Source organism: Paraburkholderia silvatlantica, from assembly GCF_003096715.1.
GTDB lineage: Bacteria > Pseudomonadota > Gammaproteobacteria > Burkholderiales > Burkholderiaceae > Paraburkholderia > Paraburkholderia silvatlantica.
Genome location: NZ_QEOL01000004.1, coordinates 345,500 through 369,387, shown reverse-complemented (window position 1 = coordinate 369,387; position 23,888 = coordinate 345,500). Strand labels below are relative to the sequence as shown.

At 66.9% G+C, this 23,888-nt stretch carries 23 protein-coding genes; 4 read left to right on the top strand and 19 right to left on the bottom strand.

The features are described from left to right. Window positions 1-43 precede the first annotated feature (43 nt). From C7411_RS08085 to C7411_RS08035, 11 genes are all read right to left on the bottom strand, one after another. Window positions 44-1,966: a PrkA family serine protein kinase gene (locus tag C7411_RS08085; protein ID WP_069265701.1), complete on the bottom strand. Its 1,923-nt coding sequence runs from the start codon at window positions 1,964-1,966 to the stop codon at window positions 44-46. 788 nt (window positions 1,967-2,754) lie between these two features. After that, window positions 2,755-3,516 carry a 2-keto-4-pentenoate hydratase gene (locus C7411_RS08075; protein WP_110384149.1) on the bottom strand — a complete coding sequence of 254 codons (762 nt, stop codon included), beginning with the start codon at window positions 3,514-3,516 and terminating at the stop codon, window positions 2,755-2,757. Window positions 3,517-3,895: 379 nt separating this feature from the next. Then, window positions 3,896-5,683, bottom strand: a complete 1,788-nt coding sequence (locus C7411_RS08070) for a methyl-accepting chemotaxis protein (protein WP_110384148.1) — start codon at window positions 5,681-5,683, stop codon at window positions 3,896-3,898. Between the two features lie 200 nt (window positions 5,684-5,883). After that, window positions 5,884-6,825: a ribokinase gene (gene rbsK, locus C7411_RS08065; RefSeq protein WP_279306236.1), complete on the bottom strand. Its 942-nt coding sequence runs from the start codon at window positions 6,823-6,825 to the stop codon at window positions 5,884-5,886. 44 nt (window positions 6,826-6,869) lie between these two features. Then, window positions 6,870-7,907: a LacI family DNA-binding transcriptional regulator gene (locus tag C7411_RS08060; protein ID WP_110384147.1), complete on the bottom strand. Its 1,038-nt coding sequence runs from the start codon at window positions 7,905-7,907 to the stop codon at window positions 6,870-6,872. Window positions 7,908-8,045: 138 nt separating this feature from the next. Further along, the gene (locus C7411_RS08055; RefSeq protein WP_110384146.1) at window positions 8,046-9,128 is read right to left on the bottom strand and encodes an ABC transporter permease; all 1,083 of its coding nucleotides are present in this window, start codon (window positions 9,126-9,128) and stop codon (window positions 8,046-8,048) included. Continuing rightward, the gene (locus C7411_RS08050; protein ID WP_110384145.1) at window positions 9,125-10,855 is read right to left on the bottom strand and encodes a sugar ABC transporter ATP-binding protein; all 1,731 of its coding nucleotides are present in this window, start codon (window positions 10,853-10,855) and stop codon (window positions 9,125-9,127) included. Before C7411_RS08050 ends, C7411_RS08055 begins: the two co-directional genes overlap by 4 nt. After that, complete coding sequence (locus tag C7411_RS37360; protein WP_165822761.1) at window positions 10,855-11,013, bottom strand: hypothetical protein; 159 nt, start codon at window positions 11,011-11,013, stop codon at window positions 10,855-10,857. Before C7411_RS37360 ends, C7411_RS08050 begins: the two co-directional genes overlap by 1 nt. 108 nt (window positions 11,014-11,121) lie before the next feature. Next, window positions 11,122-12,084: a sugar ABC transporter substrate-binding protein gene (locus C7411_RS08045; RefSeq protein WP_110384144.1), complete on the bottom strand. Its 963-nt coding sequence runs from the start codon at window positions 12,082-12,084 to the stop codon at window positions 11,122-11,124. A gap of 175 nt (window positions 12,085-12,259) precedes the next feature. Further along, window positions 12,260-13,237 (bottom strand): magnesium/cobalt transporter CorA, encoded by a 978-nt coding sequence (corA, locus tag C7411_RS08040; RefSeq protein WP_110384143.1) that lies wholly within the window; start codon window positions 13,235-13,237, stop codon window positions 12,260-12,262. 206 nt (window positions 13,238-13,443) lie between these two features. Beyond that, entirely contained in the window at window positions 13,444-13,890 is a 447-nt protein-coding gene (locus C7411_RS08035) for a hypothetical protein (protein ID WP_110384142.1), read from the bottom strand. 163 nt (window positions 13,891-14,053) lie between these two features. On the opposite strand from C7411_RS08035, the gene cydX reads away from it, so the two are divergent. Then, window positions 14,054-14,233, top strand: coding sequence for a cytochrome bd-I oxidase subunit CydX (cydX, locus tag C7411_RS38880; protein ID WP_110384185.1), 180 nt, complete (start codon window positions 14,054-14,056; stop codon window positions 14,231-14,233). Beyond that, window positions 14,230-14,823, top strand: coding sequence for a P-loop nucleotide/nucleoside kinase family protein (locus C7411_RS08025; RefSeq protein WP_110384141.1), 594 nt, complete (start codon window positions 14,230-14,232; stop codon window positions 14,821-14,823). The genes cydX and C7411_RS08025 overlap by 4 nt, the downstream gene beginning before the upstream one ends. Before the next feature lie 4 nt (window positions 14,824-14,827). On the opposite strand, the gene C7411_RS08020 is transcribed toward C7411_RS08025, so the two are convergent. Further along, window positions 14,828-15,931, bottom strand: coding sequence for a saccharopine dehydrogenase family protein (locus C7411_RS08020; protein WP_042265706.1), 1,104 nt, complete (start codon window positions 15,929-15,931; stop codon window positions 14,828-14,830). Window positions 15,932-16,141: 210 nt separating this feature from the next. After that, complete coding sequence (locus tag C7411_RS08015; RefSeq protein WP_042265707.1) at window positions 16,142-16,606, bottom strand: Lrp/AsnC family transcriptional regulator; 465 nt, start codon at window positions 16,604-16,606, stop codon at window positions 16,142-16,144. Between the two features lie 226 nt (window positions 16,607-16,832). Between C7411_RS08015 and C7411_RS08010 the strand changes: the two genes are divergently transcribed. Continuing rightward, window positions 16,833-17,384 (top strand): Spy/CpxP family protein refolding chaperone, encoded by a 552-nt coding sequence (locus C7411_RS08010; RefSeq protein WP_110384140.1) that lies wholly within the window; start codon window positions 16,833-16,835, stop codon window positions 17,382-17,384. Between the two features lie 172 nt (window positions 17,385-17,556). Further along, window positions 17,557-17,991: a PGDYG domain-containing protein gene (locus C7411_RS08005; protein WP_110384139.1), complete on the top strand. Its 435-nt coding sequence runs from the start codon at window positions 17,557-17,559 to the stop codon at window positions 17,989-17,991. 69 nt (window positions 17,992-18,060) lie between these two features. Here C7411_RS08005 and C7411_RS08000 read toward each other — a convergent pair whose 3' ends face one another. From C7411_RS08000 to C7411_RS07975, 6 genes are all read right to left on the bottom strand, one after another. Beyond that, on the bottom strand, window positions 18,061-18,426 hold the full coding sequence (locus C7411_RS08000; RefSeq protein WP_110384138.1) for a DUF3022 domain-containing protein: 366 nt from the start codon (window positions 18,424-18,426) through the stop codon (window positions 18,061-18,063). A gap of 33 nt (window positions 18,427-18,459) precedes the next feature. After that, on the bottom strand, window positions 18,460-19,269 hold the full coding sequence (locus C7411_RS07995; RefSeq protein WP_110384137.1) for a YhfC family intramembrane metalloprotease: 810 nt from the start codon (window positions 19,267-19,269) through the stop codon (window positions 18,460-18,462). Between the two features lie 114 nt (window positions 19,270-19,383). After that, window positions 19,384-20,478, bottom strand: a complete 1,095-nt coding sequence (locus tag C7411_RS07990; RefSeq protein ID WP_110384136.1) for a substrate-binding domain-containing protein — start codon at window positions 20,476-20,478, stop codon at window positions 19,384-19,386. After that, the gene (locus C7411_RS07985; protein ID WP_110384135.1) at window positions 20,475-21,440 is read right to left on the bottom strand and encodes a 2-hydroxyacid dehydrogenase; all 966 of its coding nucleotides are present in this window, start codon (window positions 21,438-21,440) and stop codon (window positions 20,475-20,477) included. Before C7411_RS07985 ends, C7411_RS07990 begins: the two co-directional genes overlap by 4 nt. A gap of 21 nt (window positions 21,441-21,461) precedes the next feature. Next, on the bottom strand, window positions 21,462-22,745 hold the full coding sequence (locus C7411_RS07980) for an MFS transporter (RefSeq protein ID WP_110384134.1): 1,284 nt from the start codon (window positions 22,743-22,745) through the stop codon (window positions 21,462-21,464). 98 nt (window positions 22,746-22,843) lie between these two features. Beyond that, the gene (locus C7411_RS07975; protein WP_110384133.1) at window positions 22,844-23,821 is read right to left on the bottom strand and encodes a sugar kinase; all 978 of its coding nucleotides are present in this window, start codon (window positions 23,819-23,821) and stop codon (window positions 22,844-22,846) included. Window positions 23,822-23,888 lie beyond the last annotated feature (67 nt).

Sequence of the window (23,888 nt, the reverse complement as noted above, 5' to 3'; positions counted from 1 at the left end):
CGCAAAACTGCGGCAGCGCGCCCGGACGGTAAAGCCTCTTCGTTCACGACGACTTGCGCACCCGCAGATACCAGTCGCAGAGCAACCGGACCTGCTTCGGCGTATAGCCCTTCGCCACCATGCGGTTGACGAAGTCTTCGTGCTTGCGCTGCTCTTCCGCCGATCCTTTCGCATTGAACGAGATGACCGGCAAAAGTTCTTCCGTGTTCGAGAACATTTTCTTTTCGATCACCACGCGCAGCTTCTCGTAGCTGATCCAGGCCGGATTCTTGCCGGCATTGGCGGCACGCGCGCGCAGCACGAAGTTCACGATCTCGTTGCGGAAGTCCTTCGGGTTGCTGATGCCCGCGGGCTTCTCGATCTTCTCGAGCTCGGCATTCAACGCCGCGCGATCGAAGCTCTCGCCCGTATCGTGATCGCGGAACTCCTGGTCCTGAATCCAGAAGTCGGCGTACGTGACATAGCGGTCGAAGATGTTCTGCCCGTATTCCGAATACGACTCGAGGTAAGCGGTCTGGATCTCCTTGCCGATGAACTCCGCGTAACGCGAGGCCAGCACGTCCTTGACGAACGACAGATACTTCTGCTCGGTTTCCGGCGGGAACTGCTCGCGTTCGATCTGCTGTTCGAGCACATACATGAGGTGCACGGGATTCGCGGCCACTTCGGTCGAGTCGAAGTTGAACACGCGCGAGAGAATCTTGAACGCAAAGCGCGTCGAGACCCCGTTCATCCCTTCGTCCACGCCCGCGAAGTCGCGATACTCCTGGTACGACTTCGCTTTTGGATCGGTGTCCTTGAGGTTTTCGCCGTCGTACACCTGCATCTTCGAGAAGAGACTGGAGTTCTCCGGTTCCTGCAGGCGCGTGAGCACCGACATCTGCGCCATCATCTTCAGCGTGCCCGGCGCGCACACGGCCTCGGCCAGCGACGAATTGCGCAACAGCTTCTCGTAGATCTTCATCTCTTCCGAGTAGCGCAGACAGTACGGCACCTTCACCACGAAGATACGATCGAGCAGTGCCTCGTTGTTGCGGTTGTTGCGGAACGCCTTCCACTCCGACTCGTTCGAGTGCGCGAGGATGATGCCGTTGAACGGAATCGCCCCGAATCCTTCGGTGCCCTTGAAGTTGCCCTCCTGGGTGGCGGTGAGCAGCGGGTGCAGCACCTTGATCGGCGCCTTGAACATTTCGACGAATTCGAGCAGGCCCTGATTCGCGAGACACAGGCCGCCCGAGTAGCTGTACGCGTCGGCGTCGTCCTGGGCGTATTGCTCGAGCTTGCGGATGTCCACCTTGCCGACGAGCGACGAGATGTCCTGATTGTTTTCGTCGCCAGGCTCGGTCTTCGCGATGCCGATCTGGCGCAGGATGGACGGGAAGCGGCGCACCACGCGGAACTTGCGGATGTCGCCGTTGTATTCGTGCAGGCGCTTCACGGCCCACGGGCTCAGGATGCTGCGCAGGTAACGGCGCGGTATGCCGTATTGCTCTTCGAGTATCGGACCGTCTTCGTCGTAGTCGAAAAGCCCGAGCGGAGATTCGTTCACGGGCGAGCCCTTGATCGAATAGAACGGCACGCGCTCCATGAGCTGCTTCAGACGCTCGGCGATGGACGACTTGCCGCCCCCAACCGGTCCGAGCAGATAGAGAATCTGCTTCTTTTCTTCGAGTCCTTGCGCCGCATGGCGGAAGTACGCGACGACCTGCTCGATCACGTCTTCCATGCCATAGAACTCGCGGAATGCGGGATACACCTTGATGACCTTGTTCGCAAAGATGCGCGACAGGCGCGGATCGTTGCGGGTGTCGATCTGTTCGGGTTCGCCGATTGCCGTCAGCATGCGTTCGCCAGCCGTGGCGTACGCATTGGGATCTTCCTTGCAGAGCGCGAGATACTCCTCGAGCGAGAACTCCTCCTCTCGCGTTTTTTCGAAGCGGGTCGCGAAGCTGCTGTAGATATCCATGCTACCTCCTCGCCGAGATCTGCGACCGATGTCGTGCGCGGCGCGCTATTCGGAAACGACATCGCTCAAATTCATCCTAAACCCTTTTGAAATTTTTCGCACCGTTAAATCGCGCCTGATGTGCCCTCGAAAGCTAAGCATTATTGAGCGCTTGGAGGGCGCCAGACAACGACTTACAATGATCTTCCCCACTGGTGCAAATTTCAGACCGGGGTCACGCTCCTTCCCAAATGCTGTGCCTGCGTGCTGGCCAATTCCGTCGGGCTGCGCATACGCGGCAACCCGCTTTTTTCCCGGTTTCCCCCTGGTGTTCGACCGGTTTTTCGCCTTGTCGTGCGGCCTGTCCGGCCTGTCCGGCCCTACGGCATACGCAGCGCCTCTTCATCAAACGCACGAGTGCAGCGCCGGTGCACAGCCCTCGTTACGATTTGTTCGCGAGCCCGCAGAGCGCGCTCGCATGGCGCACCGCCACGCCGATGTTGTGAGCACGCGTCAATGCGATTTTTTTCCCGTTTTACGCGTCGATTTCGCCATCGTCGGTGACCTGCCGCGCATTCTTGCGCGGATGCCGGCGGACGCTGCCAGGCCCTGTCGGCAGTAGTGGTTTTCCCGCTCCACTCAACGACGTGCGGTGAAGACGACGCGCGTGACAGGTTGCCAGGTTTACACCCTTGGGACGTACAGCGTGCACAAAAAAATAAAGCCGCCGCGCAATGCGCGCGGCGGCCTTTCGTTGCAGCCAATATGACAGGTGCGACAGTTACATGATCGAGGCGCCCCTGGGCGGCCTAGACGAACTCGACTTCGACTTCCCCTAACCCGTCGAAGTGGCCGTGCAGGAGACCCGGTGTATCGATGCGGTGCGCACCGACATAGGTGCCGGTCGTTATGGTCCATTCGGGCTCGATCGTGATGCCCATTGCGGCGCAATGATTGACGAACCAGACGAGCAGTTCGCGCGGATCGCCAGCGGGGTTGCCCGGCGCCTCCGGCACGAGCGAGGCGCCGTCGAACGTCAGTTCGAGTTCCGGCGCGACGAAATCGAGCACCCGGGCAAGCGCCGGGTACGGCAGCGCATGGCCGGTCACGAGTGCGCCATTGTTCTGCGCATCGGCGAGCTGGGCGAGCGGCGCCACATTGGGCCACTGCGCGAAACGGCTGTCGACGATCTCGATGGCCGGCAGGATCTGGCCGACGCGCGCGAGCACCTCGTCGCGCGCATAGGCTTCGGCGCGCGGGACGATCGGTTCCGAAAAACGAAAGGCGATCTCCAGCTCAACGAGCACGCGGAAGAAGTGGCGGCGCTCGAAGCGGGCCGGCGAGGCGTGCACGAGCGGCGCCGGGATCGGCGCGCCGGAGGCAGGGCCGCCCGGGGCGCGCGCGCCCACCTTCCAGCCGCCCGTGGTCGTCTCGAGCCCGGCGAGCACCGCCTGCTGGATCGCGTAGGCCGTGGCCGCGTCCGGCGGCACGCGCTCGGGTTCCAGCGTTTCGATTAGATGATGATGCCGGCGCGCATTCACGAGGCGTTGCGCGAGATCGTCATGCGTCATGTCGGGTTCCTTGTTTGTGCTGTCATGCGGCGCCGGCGCTCGATGCCGGCGCAATCCGTCCTGCCTGGCGCGGTGCGCCCTCCCGTGCCTGTGGCGCGGGTCTTTCCCCTTGCGCCGCCACCCCGTGCGGGCCGCGCCCGTGCATCGGCGCGGGCTGAACCGTCCAGCAAGACGCCATGCCGTTCGCGGGCACCGCTGGGCGCCGCAGTGTAGCGCGCCGACCGGGCCGCGCAGATGACACGGCTGACAATGTACCGTAACGGCGCGTGCATGGCGCACGGCGGGGCCGCACAACGGGGTCAAGGGCGCAAAAAAAGCCGCTGGGGCGCAGCGGCTGGCTCGCGCGCACGGACGGCCCGCGCGGGTGATCGGAGGAATTTCAGAAGGTTTCCCAGTCGCCGTGCGAACCGGCGCCCGCCGCCACTGCGCTCAGTGGCGCGCTCGGAGCCGCGGCGGCCGGCTGGGTGGCGACGGGAGCGGGGTTTCTGCGCGGCGCGCGCTTTGCAGCGGGCGCGGCCGCCCCGCCGGCCGATGCCGGGCGCGTGACGGACCGGGACACGGAACGCGGGACGGAAGCGGCCCCGGCGGCTGCCCGCACCGGCTGCACCGGCGCCGCGCCGGGTGCTGCGTCTTCCAGGCTAAACACCGCGACGGCCTCGCGCAGGCGTGTGGCCTGGTCCTCGAGCGACTGCGCCGCGGCGGCGGCCTCCTCGACGAGCGCGGCGTTCTGCTGGGTCACCTCGTCCATCTGCGTGACCGCGCGCGCGACCTGGTCGATGCCGCCCGACTGCTCCTGCGAAGCCGCCGAGATCTCCCCCATGATGTCGGTCACGCGCTGCACCGCGGCGATGATCTCGGTCATCGTGCGGCCCGCCTCGTCGACGAGCGCCGAACCGGCCTGCACGCGCTCGACCGAGGTATCGATGAGCCCTTTGATCTCCTTGGCCGCCGCCGACGAGCGCTGCGCGAGGCTGCGCACCTCGCCGGCCACCACGGCGAAGCCGCGCCCTTCCTCGCCTGCGCGCGCCGCTTCGACGGCCGCATTGAGCGCGAGGATGTTGGTCTGGAACGCGATGCCCTCGATGATCGTGATGATGTCGGCGATCTTCGCGGAGCTGTCGTTGATGTCGCCCATCGTGCCGACCACCTGATTGACGACCGAGCTGCCCTTATTGGCGATTTCCGAGGCGTTGGCGGCGAGCGCGCTGGCCTGGCGGGCGTTGTCGGCGTTCTGTTTCACAGTGCCTGTGAGCTGCTCCATGCTCGAGGCGGTCTGCTGGAGCGCCGAAGCCTGTTCTTCGGTGCGCGACGAGAGGTCGAGGTTGCCCGCGGCGATCTCGCGCGTGGCCGTGGCGATCGATTCGGTGCCCGAGCGCACCGAGCGCACCGTTTCGGTGAGGCTGCGCTGCATCTGGGCGACGCCGCCCAGAAGTTGGCCCATCTCGTCGTTGCGGCGCACGACGACGGGCCGGCGCAGATCGCCCGCGGCGATCGCATGGAAGGCGCCGAGCGCCTCGCCAAGCGGCTCGGCAATGGCGCGGCGCAGCGAGAAGAACGAATACGCGGCAGCGCCGATCCCCACCAGCAGCGCCGCGATGCACGCGATGCGCAGCTGGGAGAACGCGGCCTGGGCGTCGTCGAAACCCTTTTGCGCCTGCGTCATCTGGAACTTGTCGAGCACGGCGTCGGCCTTCGAGAGTCCGTCGTAGGCTTCCTTCAGCGCTTTGGAGCCCGCCGCGACCTTTGTCTGGTCGCCCGACTGGACAGTTACGGAAAACTGGTCCGCAATCTGGTGCAGGGCCTCGCGCCGGGCTGCGACATCCTGAGCGAGGCGCGCTTCCTCGCCGCCATGCGGCAAGGCCATGTACTTCTTCCAGTAGTCGTCGGATACGCCGCGCAACATGTGCGCACGGTCGATCGTCGCGGCAGCGTCGGGCGTACCCAGTTCGAAGGCCGCCCGGTCGAGCGCGAGGCGCTCGCGCGCCGCATAGATCTCGGCCAGGTTGACCGCGTGCGAACTGGGCATCTGGTCGGTGAAGGTCTCGCGATACGCCTCGTTAGAACGCGTGAGACCGAGCAATCCGACCGCGCTGAGCGCGACGATCAACATCGCCAGAAAGCCCATTGTGATGCCGATGCGCGTCTTGATACTGATGCCCTTGCCCATGTCTCCCCCAACGTTTGTCGTGTGGCCGGGCCTGGCGCCCGACCTGGAGTTACCGCTCTAACAGGCGTTTACGGCAGGGGCCTTCATGGTCTTGAAATGTGTATATGGTATGAAGTATTGGCGCAAATCATCCAATCATTCATGAGCAGGACGAGTAACCGGCGTCTTGCCGGCTATGCCTGCAGGACCACCAGATTCGCTCAGCCCGCGAGTTCGGCGAGCGTCGGAATGGAAGGTTGTGCGCCCGCGCGCGTGACGGAGACCGACGCCGCGCGCAGCGCGAACGCAATGGCCTCGAGCGCAGGCGCGCCGGCGGCAAGGCGCGCGGCGAATGCGCCGATGAAGGTGTCGCCGGCCGCCGTCGTGTCCACGGCATCCACGCGCGGCGCGGGCAGATGGGCCGGCCCGGCGCCCTCCAGCAGCGCACATACGCCCTGCGCACCGAGCGTCACCAGCACGTTGCGCGCGCCCGCCTCGCGCAGCGCCAACGCCGCGTGCGCGGCCTCTTCGGGCGTGCCCGCGGGCACGCCGGTGAGCGTCGCGGCCTCCAGTTCGTTCGGCACGAGGTAGTCGACGAGCGCAAGCCACTGCGCGGGTAGCGGCCCCGTGGCGGGCGCCGGATTGAGGATGGTGATCTTGCCGAGCCGCCGTGCGGCGGCGAGCGCGGCCGCCACGGCATCCGGGGGCGTTTCGAGCTGGCAGACCACGACGTCGGCCTGCGCGAGCACGGCCTCATGGCGCCGGATCGTTTCGGGCGTGAGTTCGCCGTTGCTGCCGGCCACGATGACGATGGCGTTCTGGCTCGCGTCGTCGACGATGATCAACGCCACGCCGGTTGGCGCACCCGGCGACGTTTCGAGCGCGCCGCAGTCGATACCTTCCGCCATCAGCCCCGCGCGCAATACTTCGCCGTTGCTGTCGGCGCCGACCCGGCCGATCATCGCCACCTGGGCCCCCAGGCGCGCCGCGGCCACCGCCTGGTTGCCGCCCTTGCCTCCGGCCACCTGCGCAAACGCATTGCCCGCGAGCGTCTCGCCGGGAGACGGCAAGCGCGGCGCACGCGCGACGAGATCCATATTCAGACTGCCGACCACGGCCACGCGAGCGCGCGCGTCGGTCCGCTTTGCTGCGTCAGTCGTCACGATGCCTCCTCGATGGCTTGCGCCTTCGGTACGGCCGCCCTGCCTCAGGCCGCAAGCGGTGCGTATTCTTCAGCGCCGACCCAGGGCCCCGTCGATTCGCGGGCGAAGAGCGTTGGCGGCATGACGCGGCGCCGCGCCCTCGCGCCTTCCTCGCACGTGTTCGCGATGCGCTCGATCAGCGTGAGCGCCGCCATGTCGCCGAGCGCGCGCGCCGGCTGGCCGACCGTCGAGAGCGCGGGCCAGGTGAAGTTGCCAAGCTCGATGTCGTCGAAGCCGATGATCGAGCAGTCGCCCGGTACGCGCAAGCCGCGCTCGGCGGCCGCGCGCAAGGCGCCGATGCCCATCATGTCGTTGCCGGCGAAGATCGCTGTCGGCCGCACGCTGTCGAACAGCTGCGCCGCCGCGCGGTAGCCGCCCGCGCCTGAAAAATCGCTTTCGACGATCGCCCCCGGCGCGATCTCCACGCCGCGCTCGGACATGGCGCGCAGAAAACCGTGCATGCGCATCGCGCTGACCGCGGTCGTCACCGGCCCGGTGATGCAGCCAATGCGCGAGTGGCCGAGTTCGAGCAGGTGCCGCGTGGCGAGCCAGGCGCCGCGCTCGTGGTCGATCTGCACGAGATCGGCGTCGAGCCCCTCGATGTTGCGGTCGATGACGACGATCGGCTCGCGCGCGTCGGCAAGCGTCGAAGCCAGCACGGCGTCGTCGCCGGCCGAGGCGACGATGAGGCCGTCGATGCGCTTTTCCTGCAGCACGCGCAGGTAGCTGCGCTGCTTGACCGGGTCGTCGTCGGAGTTGCAGAAGAACACGCAGTAGCCCTTGCGCGCGCAGGCGTCCTCGACGCCGCGTGCAAGCTCGGCGAAATACGGGTTGGTGCCGTTCGGCACGAGCAGACCCACGGTCGCCGTGGCACGCGCCTTGAGCGAGCGCGCCACCGCCGACGGCACGTAGTTCAGGTCGCGGATCGCACGCTCGACCTTGGCCCGCACGTCCGCCGACACCGGACGCGAATTGTTCACCACATGCGACACCGTCGTGAAAGACACCCCCGCCACGGCGGCCACATCCTTGATCGTCGCCATCTTTATGTTGCTCCTGCTTTTTTGCTGCCCTGTTGCTGCCGGCTCTCTGCGCGCCCGTTGTTGGTTTGGTCTGGCGTCGCTTTCCCGGTCATTTCCGCCGGCCCGCGCTGCATTGCGGACCGCGCCCTCGAAAAATTGTTATGGCCTGCCGCCTTTACGACTTCGCCTGCTGCGATACGTGTCGAGCACGACCGCCACGACGATCACCGCGCCGGTGATGATGCGTTTGGTGGGCTCGTTCGCGCCGATCTGCGCGAGCCCCGCGGCCAGCACCGAGATGATCAGCACGCCGAAGAACGTGCTGATGACCGAGCCGCGCCCGCCCATCAGGCTCGTGCCGCCGATCACCACGGCCGCGATCACCTGCAGCTCCAACCCCACGCCCGCGTTCGGATCGGCGGCTTCGAGGCGCGAAATCTGGAACAGCGCCGCGAGCCCGGAAAGCGCGCCCATCAGCGCGAACACGATCACCTTGTACGGCCGCGGATCGACGCCCGCCAGGCGCACCGCCTCCTCGTTGGTACCGATACCGATCAGATACCTTCCGAACACCGTGCGCGTGAGCGTCAGCTGCGCGATCACCATCACCGCCACCGCGATCAGGAACGCCGGCGAAATGCCGAATGCGATCGGGTTCGAGAGAAAGTCGAACGCGTCGCCGATATACGCCGTGCGCGAATTCGTCATCTGGTACGCGAGCCCGCGCGCCGCTTCGAGCACGCCGAGCGAGACGATGAACGACGGGATGCGCCAGCCCACCGTCACCGCGCCCGTGAGCGTGCCCGTGGCCGCCGCGGCGACGAGGCCGAGCAGCGCCGCCGGCAGCGCGCCCCAGCCCCACTTGAGCGACGCCACGCTCACTACCGACGCGCCGAGCGCGAGCACCGAGCCCACCGAAAGATCGATGCCCGCGATGATCAGCACGAAAGTCATGCCCACTGCCATCACCACGAGATCGGGAATCTGGTTCGCGATCGTGCTGAACGTATCGTACGTGAGGAAGTGCGAACTCAGCAGCGAGAACAGCACGATCATCGCGATCAGCGCGAGCGCGAGGCCCAGGTAGTTCGAAAAGCCAAGGCGCGTACCCACGGGCTTGCCGCTCGCTTGCATCGCATGCGGCTGCGGCGCGGCGGGCGGCACGATTTTGGTCGAACGGGTTCGCCCACCGCTTTCGTCACCCTGAGGCGACGGTTGCCCGCGCAACGGGTCGTTCGTCATGAAGCGCTCCCTCGTGGGTCGTCGTTTCGTTCCTGCGGCTTGCCCGTCTCCACGTGTGGCGGCCCATCGCCCATTTCAGGCAGATCGCACGCGTTCGCAACCAGCGCATCCTCGGCGCGCAGCCCCGCGAACGCGGCGGCCAGCAGCTTGTCCTGGCTCCACTCGTCGCGACCGTAGATGGCGGTCATCTTGCCCGCCGACATCACGCCGATGCGGTCGCAGATCAGCATCAGCTCGCGCAGGTCGCTCGACACCACCACGAGCGCCCGGCCTTCGCGCGCGAGCGCGCCCATCAGCGCGTAGATGTCGAACTTCGCGCCGACGTCGATGCCGCGCGTGGGCTCGTCGAACAGCACGACGCGCATCGACTGCGTAATGTCGCGCGCGAGCCAGCGGCCGATCACCACCTTCTGCTGGTTGCCGCCCGACAGCTCGCTCACCGGCTGCGCGGGCCCGGACGCGCGGATTCGCAGGGCGTCGATCTGCGTGCGCGCCAGGGTGTTCTCGCGGGCCGCGTCCACCACGCCGTAGCGCGATACCGCGCCCACGTTGCCGAGCGTCACGTTCGCGGCGAGCGGCTGCGGCAGCAGCAGCCCTTCGCCCTTGCGGTCCTCGGTGATGAGCGCGATGCCGAGCCGAACCGCATCGGCGGGCGAGGCGATCTGCACCGGCTGCGGCGCCGCGCCCGGCGTGGGCGCCAGCGCCACCGTGCCGCGCTCCATGCGGTCGGCGCCGTAGATGAGCCGCATCAGCTCCGTCCTGCCCGCGCCGATCAGCCCCGAAACGCCGAAAATCTCGCCTGCGCGCACTTCGAACGACACGTCGCGCACGGCCTTCGCGCGCGTGAGCCCGTCCACCTTCAATAGCGGCGCGCCGATGCGCCGCTGCCCGAGATCGATGCGCTCGCCAAGCTCGCGCCCCACCATCAGCGCGACGATGCGCTCGGGCGTGAGGTTGGCCATGGTGTCCACCCGCACGAGCTTGCCGTCGCGCAGCACCGCGACGCGCTGCGCGATGCGCTCGAGTTCTTCGAGCCGGTGCGAGATGTAGACGATCGCCACGCCGCGCGCCTTCAGCCGCGCGATCTGCTCGAACAGCAGCTCGACCTCGCGAGCCGTGAGCATGGCCGTCGGCTCGTCGAGGATCAGCACGCGCATGTCGCTGCCATGTGCGCCATAGGCACCATCCGCGCGCTCGGCACCCTCGGCGCTGCCGATCAGGTTGCGCGCGATCTCCACAAGCTGCTGATGCCCGATACCCAGCTCCCCGACCGGCGTGTCGGGGTCGATCGCCTCGAGCCCGACCTGCGCCATCGCGGCCCGCGCGTTTTCACGCAGCCGCCTGCGATCGATCCAGCCGAACCGCAGCGCCCCCGACTGCGGCAGGCGGTCCAGAAAGAGATTCTCGGCAATGGTCAGCGTGGGCAGCAGGTTCAGCTCCTGCATGACCATGCGCACGCCGAGCGCCTCGGCTTCGCGGCGGCTCGCCGGGGCGTAAGGCCGGCCCATCAGCGCCATGCTGCCCGCGCCCGGTGCCGTGAGGCCGCTCACGATCTTCGAGAGCGTGCTCTTGCCCGCGCCGTTCTCCCCCGTGAGCGCAAGCACTTCGCCGGCGTGCAGCGCGAGGCTGACGTCGGCGAGCACCGGCTGCCCGTAGGTCTTCCCGACGCCCGTAACCGTAAGCACGGCGGGCCCAGGTGACGCTACGTCGGGGACATTTGCATCCATCACGATCCTGTAGTCGCGAGCCGCGCCGCCGGGTTCAACCGGTGAGCCGCGCCGCCCGGATACTGCGGGTCCGCACCGCCGCCGCACGCTTCGGTAGAGCATGCCTCGAACGGCGCGCCGGGCAGCGATGCGCCGCACAGCGGAAGATGGCCGCCCATGCGGCCATCCCGGTACAAATAACGGCTGCGCGGCGAGATTCTTGAGCCCTTATTGCGTTGCGCACGCAAATACCGCCGCGGCACGGCGTGGCGCCTGCCAGCAGCGCTTCACTTCGTGACGAGCACCACGGGCGTCTCGACGATGCCCGACAGCTCCGACTGCTTCTTGTGCTCCTTGAGCGCCTTCAGGGCCGTGTCGATACCGAACACGGCCTGCTTCGCCGCGAACTGGTCGGCGGTGGCGAGCACGCGGCCGTCCTTGAGCATAGGCTTGATGGCGTCGATGTTGTCGTAGCCGACCACGTACACCTTGCCCTGCTTGCCCGCCGCGCGCACGGCCGACACGGCGCCGATCGCCATGTTGTCGTTGCCGCACAGGAGCGCCTTGATGTCCGGATATTCATTGAGCATGGCGGAGGCGACGGCGTTGCCCTTGTCGATCTCCCATTCGCCCGACTGCGTCGAGACGATCTTCGCGCCCACGGCCTCCATCGCGTCCTTGAAGCCCGCGGTGCGCTGCTGCGCGTTGGTCGTGGTGGAGACGCCTTCGACGATGCCCACCTGGTCGCCCGACTTCAGGCGCTTGCCGAGGTAGTCGCCCACGAGGCGTGCGCCCTTGCGGTTGTCCGGGCCGACGAACGGCACGTTCAGGTCCTTGGACTTGAGCACGTCGGCGTCGAGCTTGTTGTCGATGTTCACGACGATGATGCCCGCATCCACCGCCTTCTTCACGACGGGCACGAGCGCCTTGGAGTCGGCGGGCGCGAGCACGATGGCATCGACCTTCGAGACGATCATCTGCTCGACGATCTGGATTTGCGCGGCGGTGTCGGTCTCGTTCTTGATGCCGTTGGTGATGAGATCGAACTGGTCGGCGTTGTGCTTCTGATAGTCCTTCGCGCCGGTCTCCATGGTGAGGAAGAACTCGTTGGCGAGCGACTTCATGACGAGCGCGACCTTCGGCTTGTGAGGCGCCTGTGCGCGCGCCGCGAGCGGCAAGGCGCCGGTCACGGCGGTCGTGGCGAGCGCGCTGGCGGCGAGAAGGATGCGGCGGCGAATGCGGGAGTTCATTTTTGGGAAGTCTCCGGTTTGTCGGGCCCGGCTGGGCCCTGCTTTCTGGTTATGCGCAAACGTTTCCTGCCGGCCCATTCTCGGCGCAGGCGATTCATGGTGTCAACTTCGCGTTATGCCTGCGGCGGAGAGCCGTCATGCGGCGCTGCAACAACGCGAAGCTGGCTCGCCCGCCTCAGAGCCAGTTGATACGACGAAACAGGAAAAACAGGAAGAGATCGAGCACGAGCATGGCAGCGAGGCAGATCTGGTAGCCGAATCTGAAATGCAGTTCCGGAATATGCTCGAAGTTCATGCCGTAGATGCCCGCGATCATCGTCGGCACGGCGAACAGCGCGGCGAACGAACCGAGCCGCTTCGTCACCTCGTTCTCCGCGAGCGAGATCATGCCGAGGTTCACCTGAATGGCCGTGACGATCATTTCGCGACGCGCGTCGATCATGTTGGACACGCGCTGCAGGTGGTCGTAGACGTCGCGGTAATAGGCCTGCATGCCCACGCAGATTTGCGGAATGCGCCCGCCGATCAGCTTGCCCACCGGATCGACGAGCGGCGTGACGTGGTGCGCGATGATCACGAGACGGCGCTTGAGCGAATAGAGATCCTCGATGATCGCGCGCGAGCCCGCGAGGTCGTGTTTTTCGAAGATGCGGTCCTCCAGTTCCTCGATTTCGCTGGAGAGGGTTTCGAGCACTGGCGCGTAGCGGTCGACCACGCTGTCCATCAGCGCGTAGAGCACGAAGCCTGAGCCTTCGCGCAGCAGTTCGGGCTCGCGCTCGCAGCGCGCGCGCACGTCGGTGAAACCCTGTTGCGCGCGGTGGCGCACCGAGAGCACGAAATTGGGGCCGGCGAAGATGTTCACCTGGCCTGTAATGACTTCGCCGTCGTCGTCGAGTTCGAGCGTGTGGAGCACGCAAAAGAGCGTGTCGCCGTATTCCTCGATCTTCGGCCGCTGGTTGCCGTTCATCACGTCTTCGATGGCGAGCGCATGCAGGCCGAACTCCTCCTTCATCGCCGCCATTTCGCCGGCGTCGGGATCCTTGAGCGCGATCCAGACGAAACACTCGGGCTTCGCCAGATAGTCGCTGATGGCTTCGACCGTGACGTCGGCCAGTTTCTTGCCGCCTTGATACGCGACGCAGTTGATTAGCATGTTCCTTGTCTTCCGCGCGGCGGGTCGCGCCCGCGCCGCTTCGAGTTGCACCGGTTGCCAAGTGTAAGGCGTTCCGTTGATCCGCGGCGCCTGGACGGGGTGCCCGGGCGGCCTGCGGCCGCCGGACGGGGCCTGACTGGGGCCTGACTGGCGCCCGCGAGCACTGCCCGTGCCTGCCGCGCAACGGCGGCGGCGAACGGGCGGCCCTATTGCGCGACGCGGCGGATGCCGATGTGGTGATCCTTGTCGAAGGCGACGCTCGCGCGGTTGGTGTAACGCGGATCCACGAGAAAGCGCAGCTCGATTACGGGATCGAACTGTGTCGTCACGCCGATGCGGTGCACGCCCGGCTTGAGGTAGAACGCGACGTGCTCGCCGTCCATGAGGTCGGTCACGCGCTCGCCGTCGACGTAGACAGGCGCATCGCGGAATTTGACGATGACGTTGCGGGTGCGCTCGCGGCGCACGTCCACGGCCACGAGGCCCTCGCCCGGTTCGGTGTAGCCCGGCTTCAGGATGCGTTCGGCCGGCACCGGCTTGAATGGCATGGGCTGCGGCTGCTCTTCGGCGCAGCCGCCGAGTGCGAACGCCGCGGCCACCGTGACGGCGGCGGCGAGACTTGCAATCGACCTGCGCGATGGCAAAGGCGGCATGGGCGCTTTCCTCTTCCCGGACCTGCCGGTCCCGGCCTGGCTCCTGGTTCGCGCCCATCATATCCGCACCGGCGCCAGACCGATCATCGTTGTTATATGCTTTGGGGAATGCGCGGCAGCGCCCGAAATCGGCACAAATCGCCAGAAAGAGGAGGCAGCGGCCATGTGGTACTTCTCGTGGATCCTCGGCATCGGCGTTGCGCTCGGCTTTGGCATCATCAACGTGATGTGGCTCGACGCCAACGGCAAATTCCTGAACGGACATGAGCCCGGGCAAACCGGCCCGAAAGGCGCCCCCCCGGGCGACACCGGCACGCAACACGGCGAGGCGCGCCGCCCGTGACGAGACTCGTGTTCTTCTGCGGCCACGCCGGCGCCGGCAAAACCTCGCTCGCCAAACGCCTGTTCGCCCCGCTCGCCCGCCAGACCGGCGAACCATTCTGCCTGCTGGACAAGGACACGCTCTACGGCAGCTATAGCGCCGCGGCGATGGGCGCGCTCACGCACGATCCGAACGATCGCGACAGCCCGCTTTTCCTGCAGCATTTTCGCGAACCCGAGTACCGGGGGCTCATCGACACCGCCCGCGAAAACCTCGAGCTTGGCGTGAGCGTGCTCGTGGTCGGTCCGCTTTCGCGCGAAGTGCGCGAGCGCAAGCTGTTCGACCGCGCCTGGCTCGGCATCGGTCAGGAGGTGGGGCTCACCGTGGTGTGGGTGCATACGAGCGAGGAAACGGCGCACACGCGCATCGTCGCGCGCGCCCATCCGATCGATGCCTACAAGCTCGCACACTGGGACGAATACCGGCAGCGGCGCTTCATGCCGTCGGGCGCGCAGCTCGACGGCCTTCTGCTCTTCGACAACACCGCGCCCGCCGCGGCCGACTACGACGCCTTGCTCGAGCGCGTCGTGTCGGCAACGGCATCGGCCTGAGATTTCAGGCCGCCACCTTCGCGCGGCTGTCGAGCGTCGCGCCTTCGTACACCTGACCAAAGCGGTTCGCGAGGAACTGCTGGAGCGACACCTGCTCCTGGCGCACGAATCCGGCTTGCGGCAGACGCTTTTCGCGGAACAGATCGAGCACCGCGCACATGGCGCCGGCAGTGGTGATCTGGATCGCGCTCATGGGCACGCCGCACACCGTCTTCGCGAAGATCTTGCGCGTGAACACTTCCTGCACGAGCTTGCCGTCGCGCATGCCGGTCACGGTCATGAAGATGAGCACGACGTCCTGCTCCGTGGCGGGCACCGAGCGGCGCATGATGGACTTGAGCGTGTCGCGGTCGCTCGCAAGGCGCAGGTCTTCGAGCAGGAACTGCATGAGCGCGCGATGACCCGGATAACGCACCGACTTGTAGTCGAGCGACTCCACTTTGCCCGACAGCGTCTCGCAGAGCGTGCCAAGACCGCCCGAGGTGTTGAATGCCTCGTACTCCACGCCGTCGAGCGAGAAATGCTCGAGGCCTTCGAGCGGCTGCACCCACTGCGTGCGGCCTTCGCGGATCGCTTCGCACGGCTGGCAATATTCGTTGATGAGACCGTCCACGCTCCACGTGAGGTTGTACTTGAGCGCGTTGGTGGGGAACTGCGGCAGCGCGCCTACGCGCATCTTGACGTCGCGGATCTCGGTGAAGCGGCTCGCGAGCGCATGCGCCGCAATGCCGATGAAGCCGGGCGCGAGACCGCACTGCGGCATGAAGACATGATCGGCGCCGTCGGCCAGCGCGCGGATTGCGTGGGTCGCGCGCACGTCCTCGGTCAGGTCGAAGTAATGGACGCCCGCGCCCTTCGCCGCCGAGGCGACGTTCACCGCGAGGTAATACGGCAGCGCGTTGATCAGCACGTCGTAGCCTTCCAGCGCGCCGCGCAGCGCGGCGGCGTCGCCGGAATCGACTCGCGCGGTGGGGATGCCCTGCGCCGCAAGCGGCTCGAGCGCCTTCGCATCGCGGTCGAACGCCGCGACTTCGTAGTCGCCGCTCTCGCGCAGCATGTGGGCAATGGTGTGGCCGATCAGCCCGGCGCCAGCAATCGCAACTTTCATGGGTCATCTCCTTTGGTTTTCTATGCTTGGGGATGGGCAGCGCCCGCTCAAACACAGTCTAGGGAGAGACAAATACGGTTTATAGACGCAAAACGATGCGTTTAGACCGCGATTTTCGTCATTATGACGATCGATTTCGTCGAAATGACGAAACCGGTCATTTTCGATCGAGCATGCCCCGTCGTTCGGCCCGCATTTCAGCCCCGCGTTTCAGCCAGTCACCGAGCCGCGATCGACCTTGCGCGCGAGCACGATCGACGTGGTCGTGCGCTCGACGCCGGGGATGCCGCCGATCTGGTCGAGCAGATCGTTGAGGCGGTCGGGCGAATCGGCGCGCAGCCACGCCACGTAGTCGTACTCGCCGCTCACCGCGCACAGCAACTGCACTTCGGGCATCTTGCCGAGGCGCTTTTGCACATCGGGCCCATGGCGCGGCGCGATGATGAGCCCGACCCACGCCTGCAGGCTCGCGTCGAGCACGTCCTGGCCGAGGCGCACGCCGTAGCCGGCGATCACCTGGGTGCGCTCGAGCCGCTCGATGCGCGCAAGCACCGTGGTACGCGCGACGCCCAGGCGCCGTGCGAGATTCGCAACGCTTTCGCGCGCGTTTTCCTGCAGCAGCGCGACGAGGCTGCGGTCGAGGTCGTCGAGTTGATCGAGGCGCGGAGGTCTCATCGGGCGGCGGTCTGTGTGCGAAGTCTGAACGGCGTCATTATCGCGCGCGGGTGAGCGCACCGGGCGGCGGCCGCGGCGTGCATGTCTTGCGCGACGGGTATTTCCACGCGTTTCGTTTGTAAGCAAGTGTCGCAGCCGCGGCGTGGCGAAGCGAGAACGTGGTACTAATAGCGCCTGCAGCCATTCTGGCCATGCTACCCGCTACGAAATGATTCAAGGAGTCACAATGAAGAAAGCTTTCGTCATCCTTGCCGCCTCGCTCTCGATGAGCGGTGCGTTCGCGCAAAGCGCCGCTCCGGCCGCTTCGGCAACTGCTGCGGCCGCGTCGAGCGCCGACGTGCGCGCCGCGCAGCATCAGCAGCGTGTCGAGGAGCGCATTACGTGGCTGCATACGCAGCTCAAGATCACGCCCGAGCAGGAGCCGCAATGGAAGACGTTCGCCGACGTCATGCGCAGCAACGGCGAGACCATGTCGAGTCTCTTCAAGCAACGTGCGGAGAGCGAAAGCTCGCGCAACGCGCTCGACGACATGAAGCAGTACGCGCAGATCGCCCAGGCGCACGCGGACGACATGCAGAAGCTCGTCTCGGCGTTCGAGCCGCTCTATACCAGCCTCTCGCCGGAACAGAAGAAACTCGCCGACCAGGCCTTCCGCCACGGCAACGAGCACGGCCCGTCGGGCAATCCGGGGCATCCGAAGCACAAGGGCCGAGCCAGGCCGTCGGCAGGCGCAGCAGCCAGCGACACTGACGCGGCCAGCACGCCGGCCGCGCAGTAAGACGGAGTCAGGCGCATCCGCCTATCGGGCTACGCCGGGCCACGCTCCCATGCGTGCGCAACGGCCCGATCCAGGGTACCCTTGCGGACCGCGCGACGGCCCGGCAGTTTCTCCCCCCGGCCGTCGCTTCCCCGGAAGCCGTTTTTTGTGAAGCCGTTCCGCTGCTGCCGCCATGATTGAACTGACCCGACTCGACCTGCGTGTCGACCCCGCCGCACAGCGCGTCGTCAAGGACGAGACCGTGAGCGTCGAGTTCGCAGCCCTTGCCGGCGAGCTGATGAGCCTGGAAGGCCCGAACCGCTATGCGCCCGGCGACGCGATCATCACCGGTTCGACCGGCGATCGCTGGGTCGTTTCGCGCGATCGATTCGATGCGAAGTACCTGCCGGCGAGCGACACCCTCGCCCATGGCGATGCAGGCGCGTATCGCAATCGCCAGGTCGTGGTGCTCGCAAGGCGCATGGACGAGCCGTTCACGCTCGTGCGTTCGGCCGGCGGCGACCGGCTAAGCGGCGAGGCCGGCGACTGGGTCATGCAATACGCGCCCGGCGACTATGGCGTCGTGCAGGCTGCACGTTTCGCCAAGGTCTACAAGCTCGCCGACTGAATCTCAGGGCAACACTGACCGCGCGCGCCGCACCCATCGCTGCAATCGAACGCGCTGCAAGCAAACGCTTTATGCAAATTCTTCGTCCAGCGCGATTGTCACCTCGCGCGGCACGTCTTCGCCCTTCGCGTGCTGTTCCTCGAGCGATTCGATCGTCGCCTCCACGTAGGCTCGCAACACCGCGAAGCTGCGACCGCGCAGCCGCGGCGGCAATGCGCGATAGCGCGCGAGCGCGGCGGGAGCAATTGCGACCGTGAGCGCCATGCGGCGCGCCTTCGAGCCGAAGCGCATCGCCACCCAGTGCACGACCAGGTGTGGCACGCCGTTTTCATCCGGCTCTTCGGCAAAGCGCGTCTGCTCGGGAAAGATATCGGCGATCACGCGGGCGAGCTCGCCAAATTCGGGGCTCGCGCATTCAAACAAGTAAGCTTCCATTGACGCCAGAAAAGAGGAGTAAGACGCGCGCACTCACGCCGCGCGTGCGACGCGCCGCTCGCGGCGGCACGTCCTGAAAAGCACGACGGCGACCACCACGGCCGCCGCCACATACAACGCGTCCACGGCCACGAGCGGCGCGAGACGCGCCTGGTACATCGCGGCGGGCACGTCGATGAGCGCGTGCACGAGGATCGCGAGCGGCAAAATCCCCTTCCGTCCCGCGCGCACACCGCGCCACATCAGCACCGACAAGGCAATCTGGAACACGAACGCGGCCGTGCGCTCGAGCGCGAACACGCCCGCGAAAAGCGGCGAAAGGCTGGCGAGGATCAGATGCACGCGCAAGACCGAGTCCATCGTGAGATTGGAGAGATGCGCGTCGAGATCGCCGCGGTTCGCGAGCACCGCGAACACGATCCATTGCAGTTGCACGAGCACGCCGACGAACCACGCCTCCGCACCCGCATGGCCGATGCCGTAGCCGAAGGCCGCGCTGTCGGCGGGGGCGTCGGGCTTGCGTGCGCCGCGGCGCGCGATGAGCCGCATGGCGATATAGCGCCCGACCTCCTCGCACACGCCCGCGGCGAGCGCCCCGTACAGCACGAAGAAAACGGGATTCGAAAGCACCTGCGCGACGGCGGCGTTGCCGTGCAGCATGTAGTCGTTGATCGCGCGTTCGATCACCGTCGCGAAAAACGCGAAGATGGCGACGCCTGCGATCGTATCGCGCCAGTCGAGCGCGAACGGCACACGCAGCCGGCGATAGAGCGATACGGGCAAGGCGGCGACGAACAGCGTCGCGAGCGAAAGGCAGACGAGCGTGATCGGAGCTACGGACATGGGCTTCCTTATGACGTTCGGCACGCACGCACGCGCGCCGCAGCCCGAATGATCGCAGATATCGGCGCCCGCGCGCAGCCCCGGCTGTGCGAGAGACCCGCAATCGCGCCGTGCTCACGCGAGCGTCGAGGCCCTCACCACCAGTTCGCCCTCGAACGCCGCCGCGCGCGCCTTGGGCGCCGCGCCCTCGATGCGTTCGTGCAGAAACTCCACGGCGCGATAGCCGATCTCGCGCGTAGGCTGGCGGATCGTCGTGATGCCGGCAAGCTCGGCCCACTCCGGATCGTCGATGGCGACGAGCGCCACGCGCTGCTGCCACTGTGCGCCGAGGGCCGCCTTCAGATGCAAGGCGAGGCGCAGCGCCACCGGCGCGTTGGCCGCGAACAACGCGCACCGCGCACCGCGCGCGCGCGCGCGCGCCTGGGTCACGTGGGCGTCGAGCGCCGCGAGCGCGGCTTGCACGGCGGCTTCGTCGTGGAGGTCGAGCACGTGCGTGAGGCCACGCGCCGCGCCCTTCGTCGCCTGCATCGACTCGCGAAACGCCGCTTCGCGCTCGCGCCGCGAACTCACCTGCTCGAACGGCTGCACGACGAACACGATGTCGTCGTAGCCGCGCGCAAGCAGATGCTCCGTGCCGAGGCGCACGGCCGCCGCGTTGTCGAGGCCGACCATGTCCGCATCGAGGCCATCGACGGTGCGGTCGATCAGCACGGCCGGGATGCCGCCGCTGCCCACCGGTTTCAACATCGATTCACGCACGCCGAGTGCGTTGACGATCACGCCTTCCACGCGATACGTGGCAAGCAGTTGGAGATAGCGCCGCTCCATGTCGATTTCGTTCGCCGCGTGGCAGATGAGCGGCATGTAGCCGAGCGCGTGACACGCCTCCTCCACGCCCTGCAGAATTTCCACCGAATAGGGATTGGCGAGATCGGCGAGCAACAGGCCGAGCAGACGGTTGCGGCCGCGCTTGAGCCCGCGCGCCATCTGGTTGGGGCGATAGTCGAGCCGCTCGATCGCGGCTTCGATGCGAGCGCGCAAGTCGGGCGAAAGCACGCCCAGCTCGCCGTTCAGATAGCGCGAGATACTGGTCTTGCCGGTGCCGGCTTCGCGCGCCACGTCGTTGATGGTCGCGCGGCGCGGCGCCGTGGCCGCCGCGCCCGTTTGCGCGTGATCGTCGCGATCCGCGCCGCCCGAAGCGATGCTCATCGCGCGAGCACGTCGCGGTTGACGACGTTCACATCGAGCGTGCCGGCGAGCGCCGCGACGAGGTTCTCGGCCGCGCAGCGCGCCATCGCGTGACGCGTCTCGTGCGTGGCCGAGCCGATGTGCGGCAGCGCCACCACGTTCGGCATGCGCAGCAGCGGCGAGGCGGGATCGATCGGCTCGCGCTCGAACACGTCGAGGCCCGCGCCGTGAATCGTGCCCGCTTCGAGCGCCGCGATCAGCGCTTGTTCGTCGACGGTAGCGCCGCGCGAGGCGTTGATGAGAATCGCGCTCCGCTTCATCTTCTGCAGTTGCCTTGCGCCGATCAGGTGGCGCGTGGCGTCGGTGAGCGGCACCTGCAGGCACACGAAGTCCGAGCTTGCGAGCAGTTCGTCGAGTTCGACACGGCGCGCGCCGTAGTGGCGCTCGGCCGCTTCGTTCGGAGTGCGGTTCGTGTAGAGCACCTTCATCTTGAAGCCGAGCGCCGCTCGGCGCGCCACGGCGCCGCCGATGCGCCCGAGCCCCACGATGCCGAGCGTCTTGCCCTGCACGTCCACGCCGAATTGCGCCGGCCCGATGCTGCCCTTCCAGTGGCCCGCCTTGACCCAGTCTGCCAGTTCGACCACGCGGCGCGCGCTCGCGAGGATGAGCGAGAAGACGGTGTCGGCCGTCGATTCGGTCAGCACGTCGGGCGTGTGGGCGAGCACGATGCCGCGCTTCGTGAGATCGGGCACGTCGAACTGGTCGTAGCCCACGGAGATCGTGGAGAGCGCCTTCACGCGCGAACCGTCCAGCATCGCCGGTGTGATCTTCACGCTCGCGCCGATCGCGCCGTCGGCGCCCCTTAGCGCGGCGGCGAGTGCGCCGGGCTGGCCGGCATCGACGTCGATCAGTTCGGCATGCTCGCGCAGATAGTCGGCGACGTCGGCGGGCAAGGCTTTGTAGACAACGATTTTCGGCTTCATAAGAGCGCTAGAAAAGAGAGGTTATTTTCCGTGAGCCGGCGATGCATAACCACGGGCGTCGGCGCGCTGCGGCCTGACGGCTAGCATAAGGCCCACCGAAACGAGCAGCGCCGCGCTCATGAACGCATAGGATGCCGCAGGCGAGCCCGTCGCGCCATTCAGATACCCGACCACATAGGAGCCGACGAACGAGCCGAGCGCGCCCATGCTGTTGATGAGCGCCATCGCGCCGCCGGCCACGTTCTTCGGCAGCAGTTCCGGCACGATCGCGAAGAACGGGCCATATGGCGCGTACATTGCCGCGCCCGCCACCACGAGCAGCGCGTAGGAGATCCAGAAGTGCGTCGAGCCGAGCGCATAGGAACCCGCGAAGGCCAGCGCGCCGACCAGCAGGAACGGCCACACGAAGCCGCGGCGATTGTCGAGCTTGTCCGACGCCCAAGAGGCGGCGAGCATCGCGATGGTCGCCGCGAGATACGGCACGGCGGAGAGCCAGCCCGTTTCGACCATGCCGAGCGCCGAGCCGTTCTTCACGATCGAGGGCAGCCACAGCACGAAGCCGTACACGCCAATGCTCCAGCAGAAGTACTGCGCCGAGAGCAGCATCACGGCAGGCGTGCGGAACGCCTCGGCGTAGTTGCGCACCGGCTTGATGGCGGCCTGCTCGGCGCGCATTGCGGCGTCGAGCGCGCGCTTTTCGTCGCCGGAGAGCCAGTTGACCTGCGAGGGCCTGTCGCGCACGAGCAGCCACCAGCACACGGCCCACACGACAGCCGGCACGCCTTCGGCGATGAACATGTGGCGCCAGCCGAAGGCGTGCACGAGATAGCCCGAGACGACCGACATCCACAGCACCGTGACCGGATTGCCGAGGATCAGGAACGTGTTGGCGCGCGAGCGCTCCTTCTTCGTGAACCAGTTGCTGATGAAGATGAGCATGGCCGGCATCACCGCGGCTTCGACCACGCCGAGCACGAAACGGATCGCCATGAGCGACGGAATGTTCGTGACGACGCCCGTGAGCGCGGCGCAGCCGCCCCACAGCACGAGGCTCGCGAACACGAGCGTGCGCACGCTGCGGCGCTCCGCATACACGGCGCCCGGCAACTGGAAGAAGAAGTAGCCGAGGAAGAACAGCGCGCCGATCAGCGACGAGAGCCCCGGACTGATGCCGAGATCGCGGTTGATGCCGGCCGCCGCGGCGAAGCCGTAGTTGGCGCGGTCGAGATAGGCGAGGCTGTACGTGATGAACACGATCGGCATGATTGCCCACCAGCGGCGCGGTGCGAGCGAGGTTGAGGTCATCGGTGTCTCCAGTTGAATGGGGCTCGGTACCTGCCGGTGCCGCCCTCTGGGTTCATGTCACTTGGCGCGCCGCGCCCGGCGTGGCGCGCCTTGTTCCCTTAGGCCGCTGTCGCAGCAGCCTGCGTCTGCGCGCCTTCTAGCGCATCGAGTTGCGCGCGCGTCGGCAACCCTTCCGAGTCGCCGATCACCTGTACGGCCAATGCGCCGATGCGGTTGCCGCGAGCGACGGCCGCAGCAAGCTCCCGCCCTTCGAGCAGCGCGCTCACCACGCCGACGGCGAAGCCGTCGCCGGCGCCCACAGTGTCGACCACGTGTTCCACGCGCTGCGCCTCGACGCTGCCCTGCCCGCCCTCGGCCGTGGCGTAGTACGCGCCCTGCGCGCCGAGCTTCACGATCACGCCGCGCGCGCCGCGCGCAAGATAGAACTGCGCGATGGCTCGAGGGTCGTCCGAGCCCGTCAGCACGCGGCCTTCGCCGACGCCGGGCAGCACCCAGTCCGCGAAGCTCGCGAGTTCGTTGAGCGTGCCGACCATTTCGGCTTGCGAGCCCCAGAGCGTCGGACGCAGATTCGGATCGAACGAGATCGTGCGGCCCGCGGCGCGCATCTCGTGCGCCAGCTTGAACGCCAGTTGGCGCGACGACGAGGAGATCGCGGGCGCCACCCCGCTCAGGTGCAGATGGCGCGCGCCGAGCACATAGTCGGCCTGATAGTCGCAAACGGAGAGCTTGCTCGCCGCCGAGCCGCGGCGGAAATATTCGACGGCGGGATCGCTGCCGTCGTCGTTCTTCGACTTGAGCTGAAAGCCGGTCGGAAAGCGCGTGTCGGTGCTGACGCAGCGCGCGTCGATGCCTTCGTGCGCGAGCACGTCGCGCACGAACTGGCCGAACGAATCGTCGCCCACGCGGCTCATCCAGCCCACCTTGAAACCGAGGCGCGCGAGGCCGGTCGCAACATTGAGCTCCGCACCCGCCGCGCGCTTCGTGAAATGCGCGACCTGGGCGAGCGGCCCCGGCTCCGTGGCGACGAACATCGCCATTGCTTCGCCGTAGGTGATGACATCGAGTGCTTCGGTCATGAGATGCGTTCCTGATGAATCGTATGGGGAGTCCGGGGCCCGGCTTCGCGGCTTCACGCGGCACCCA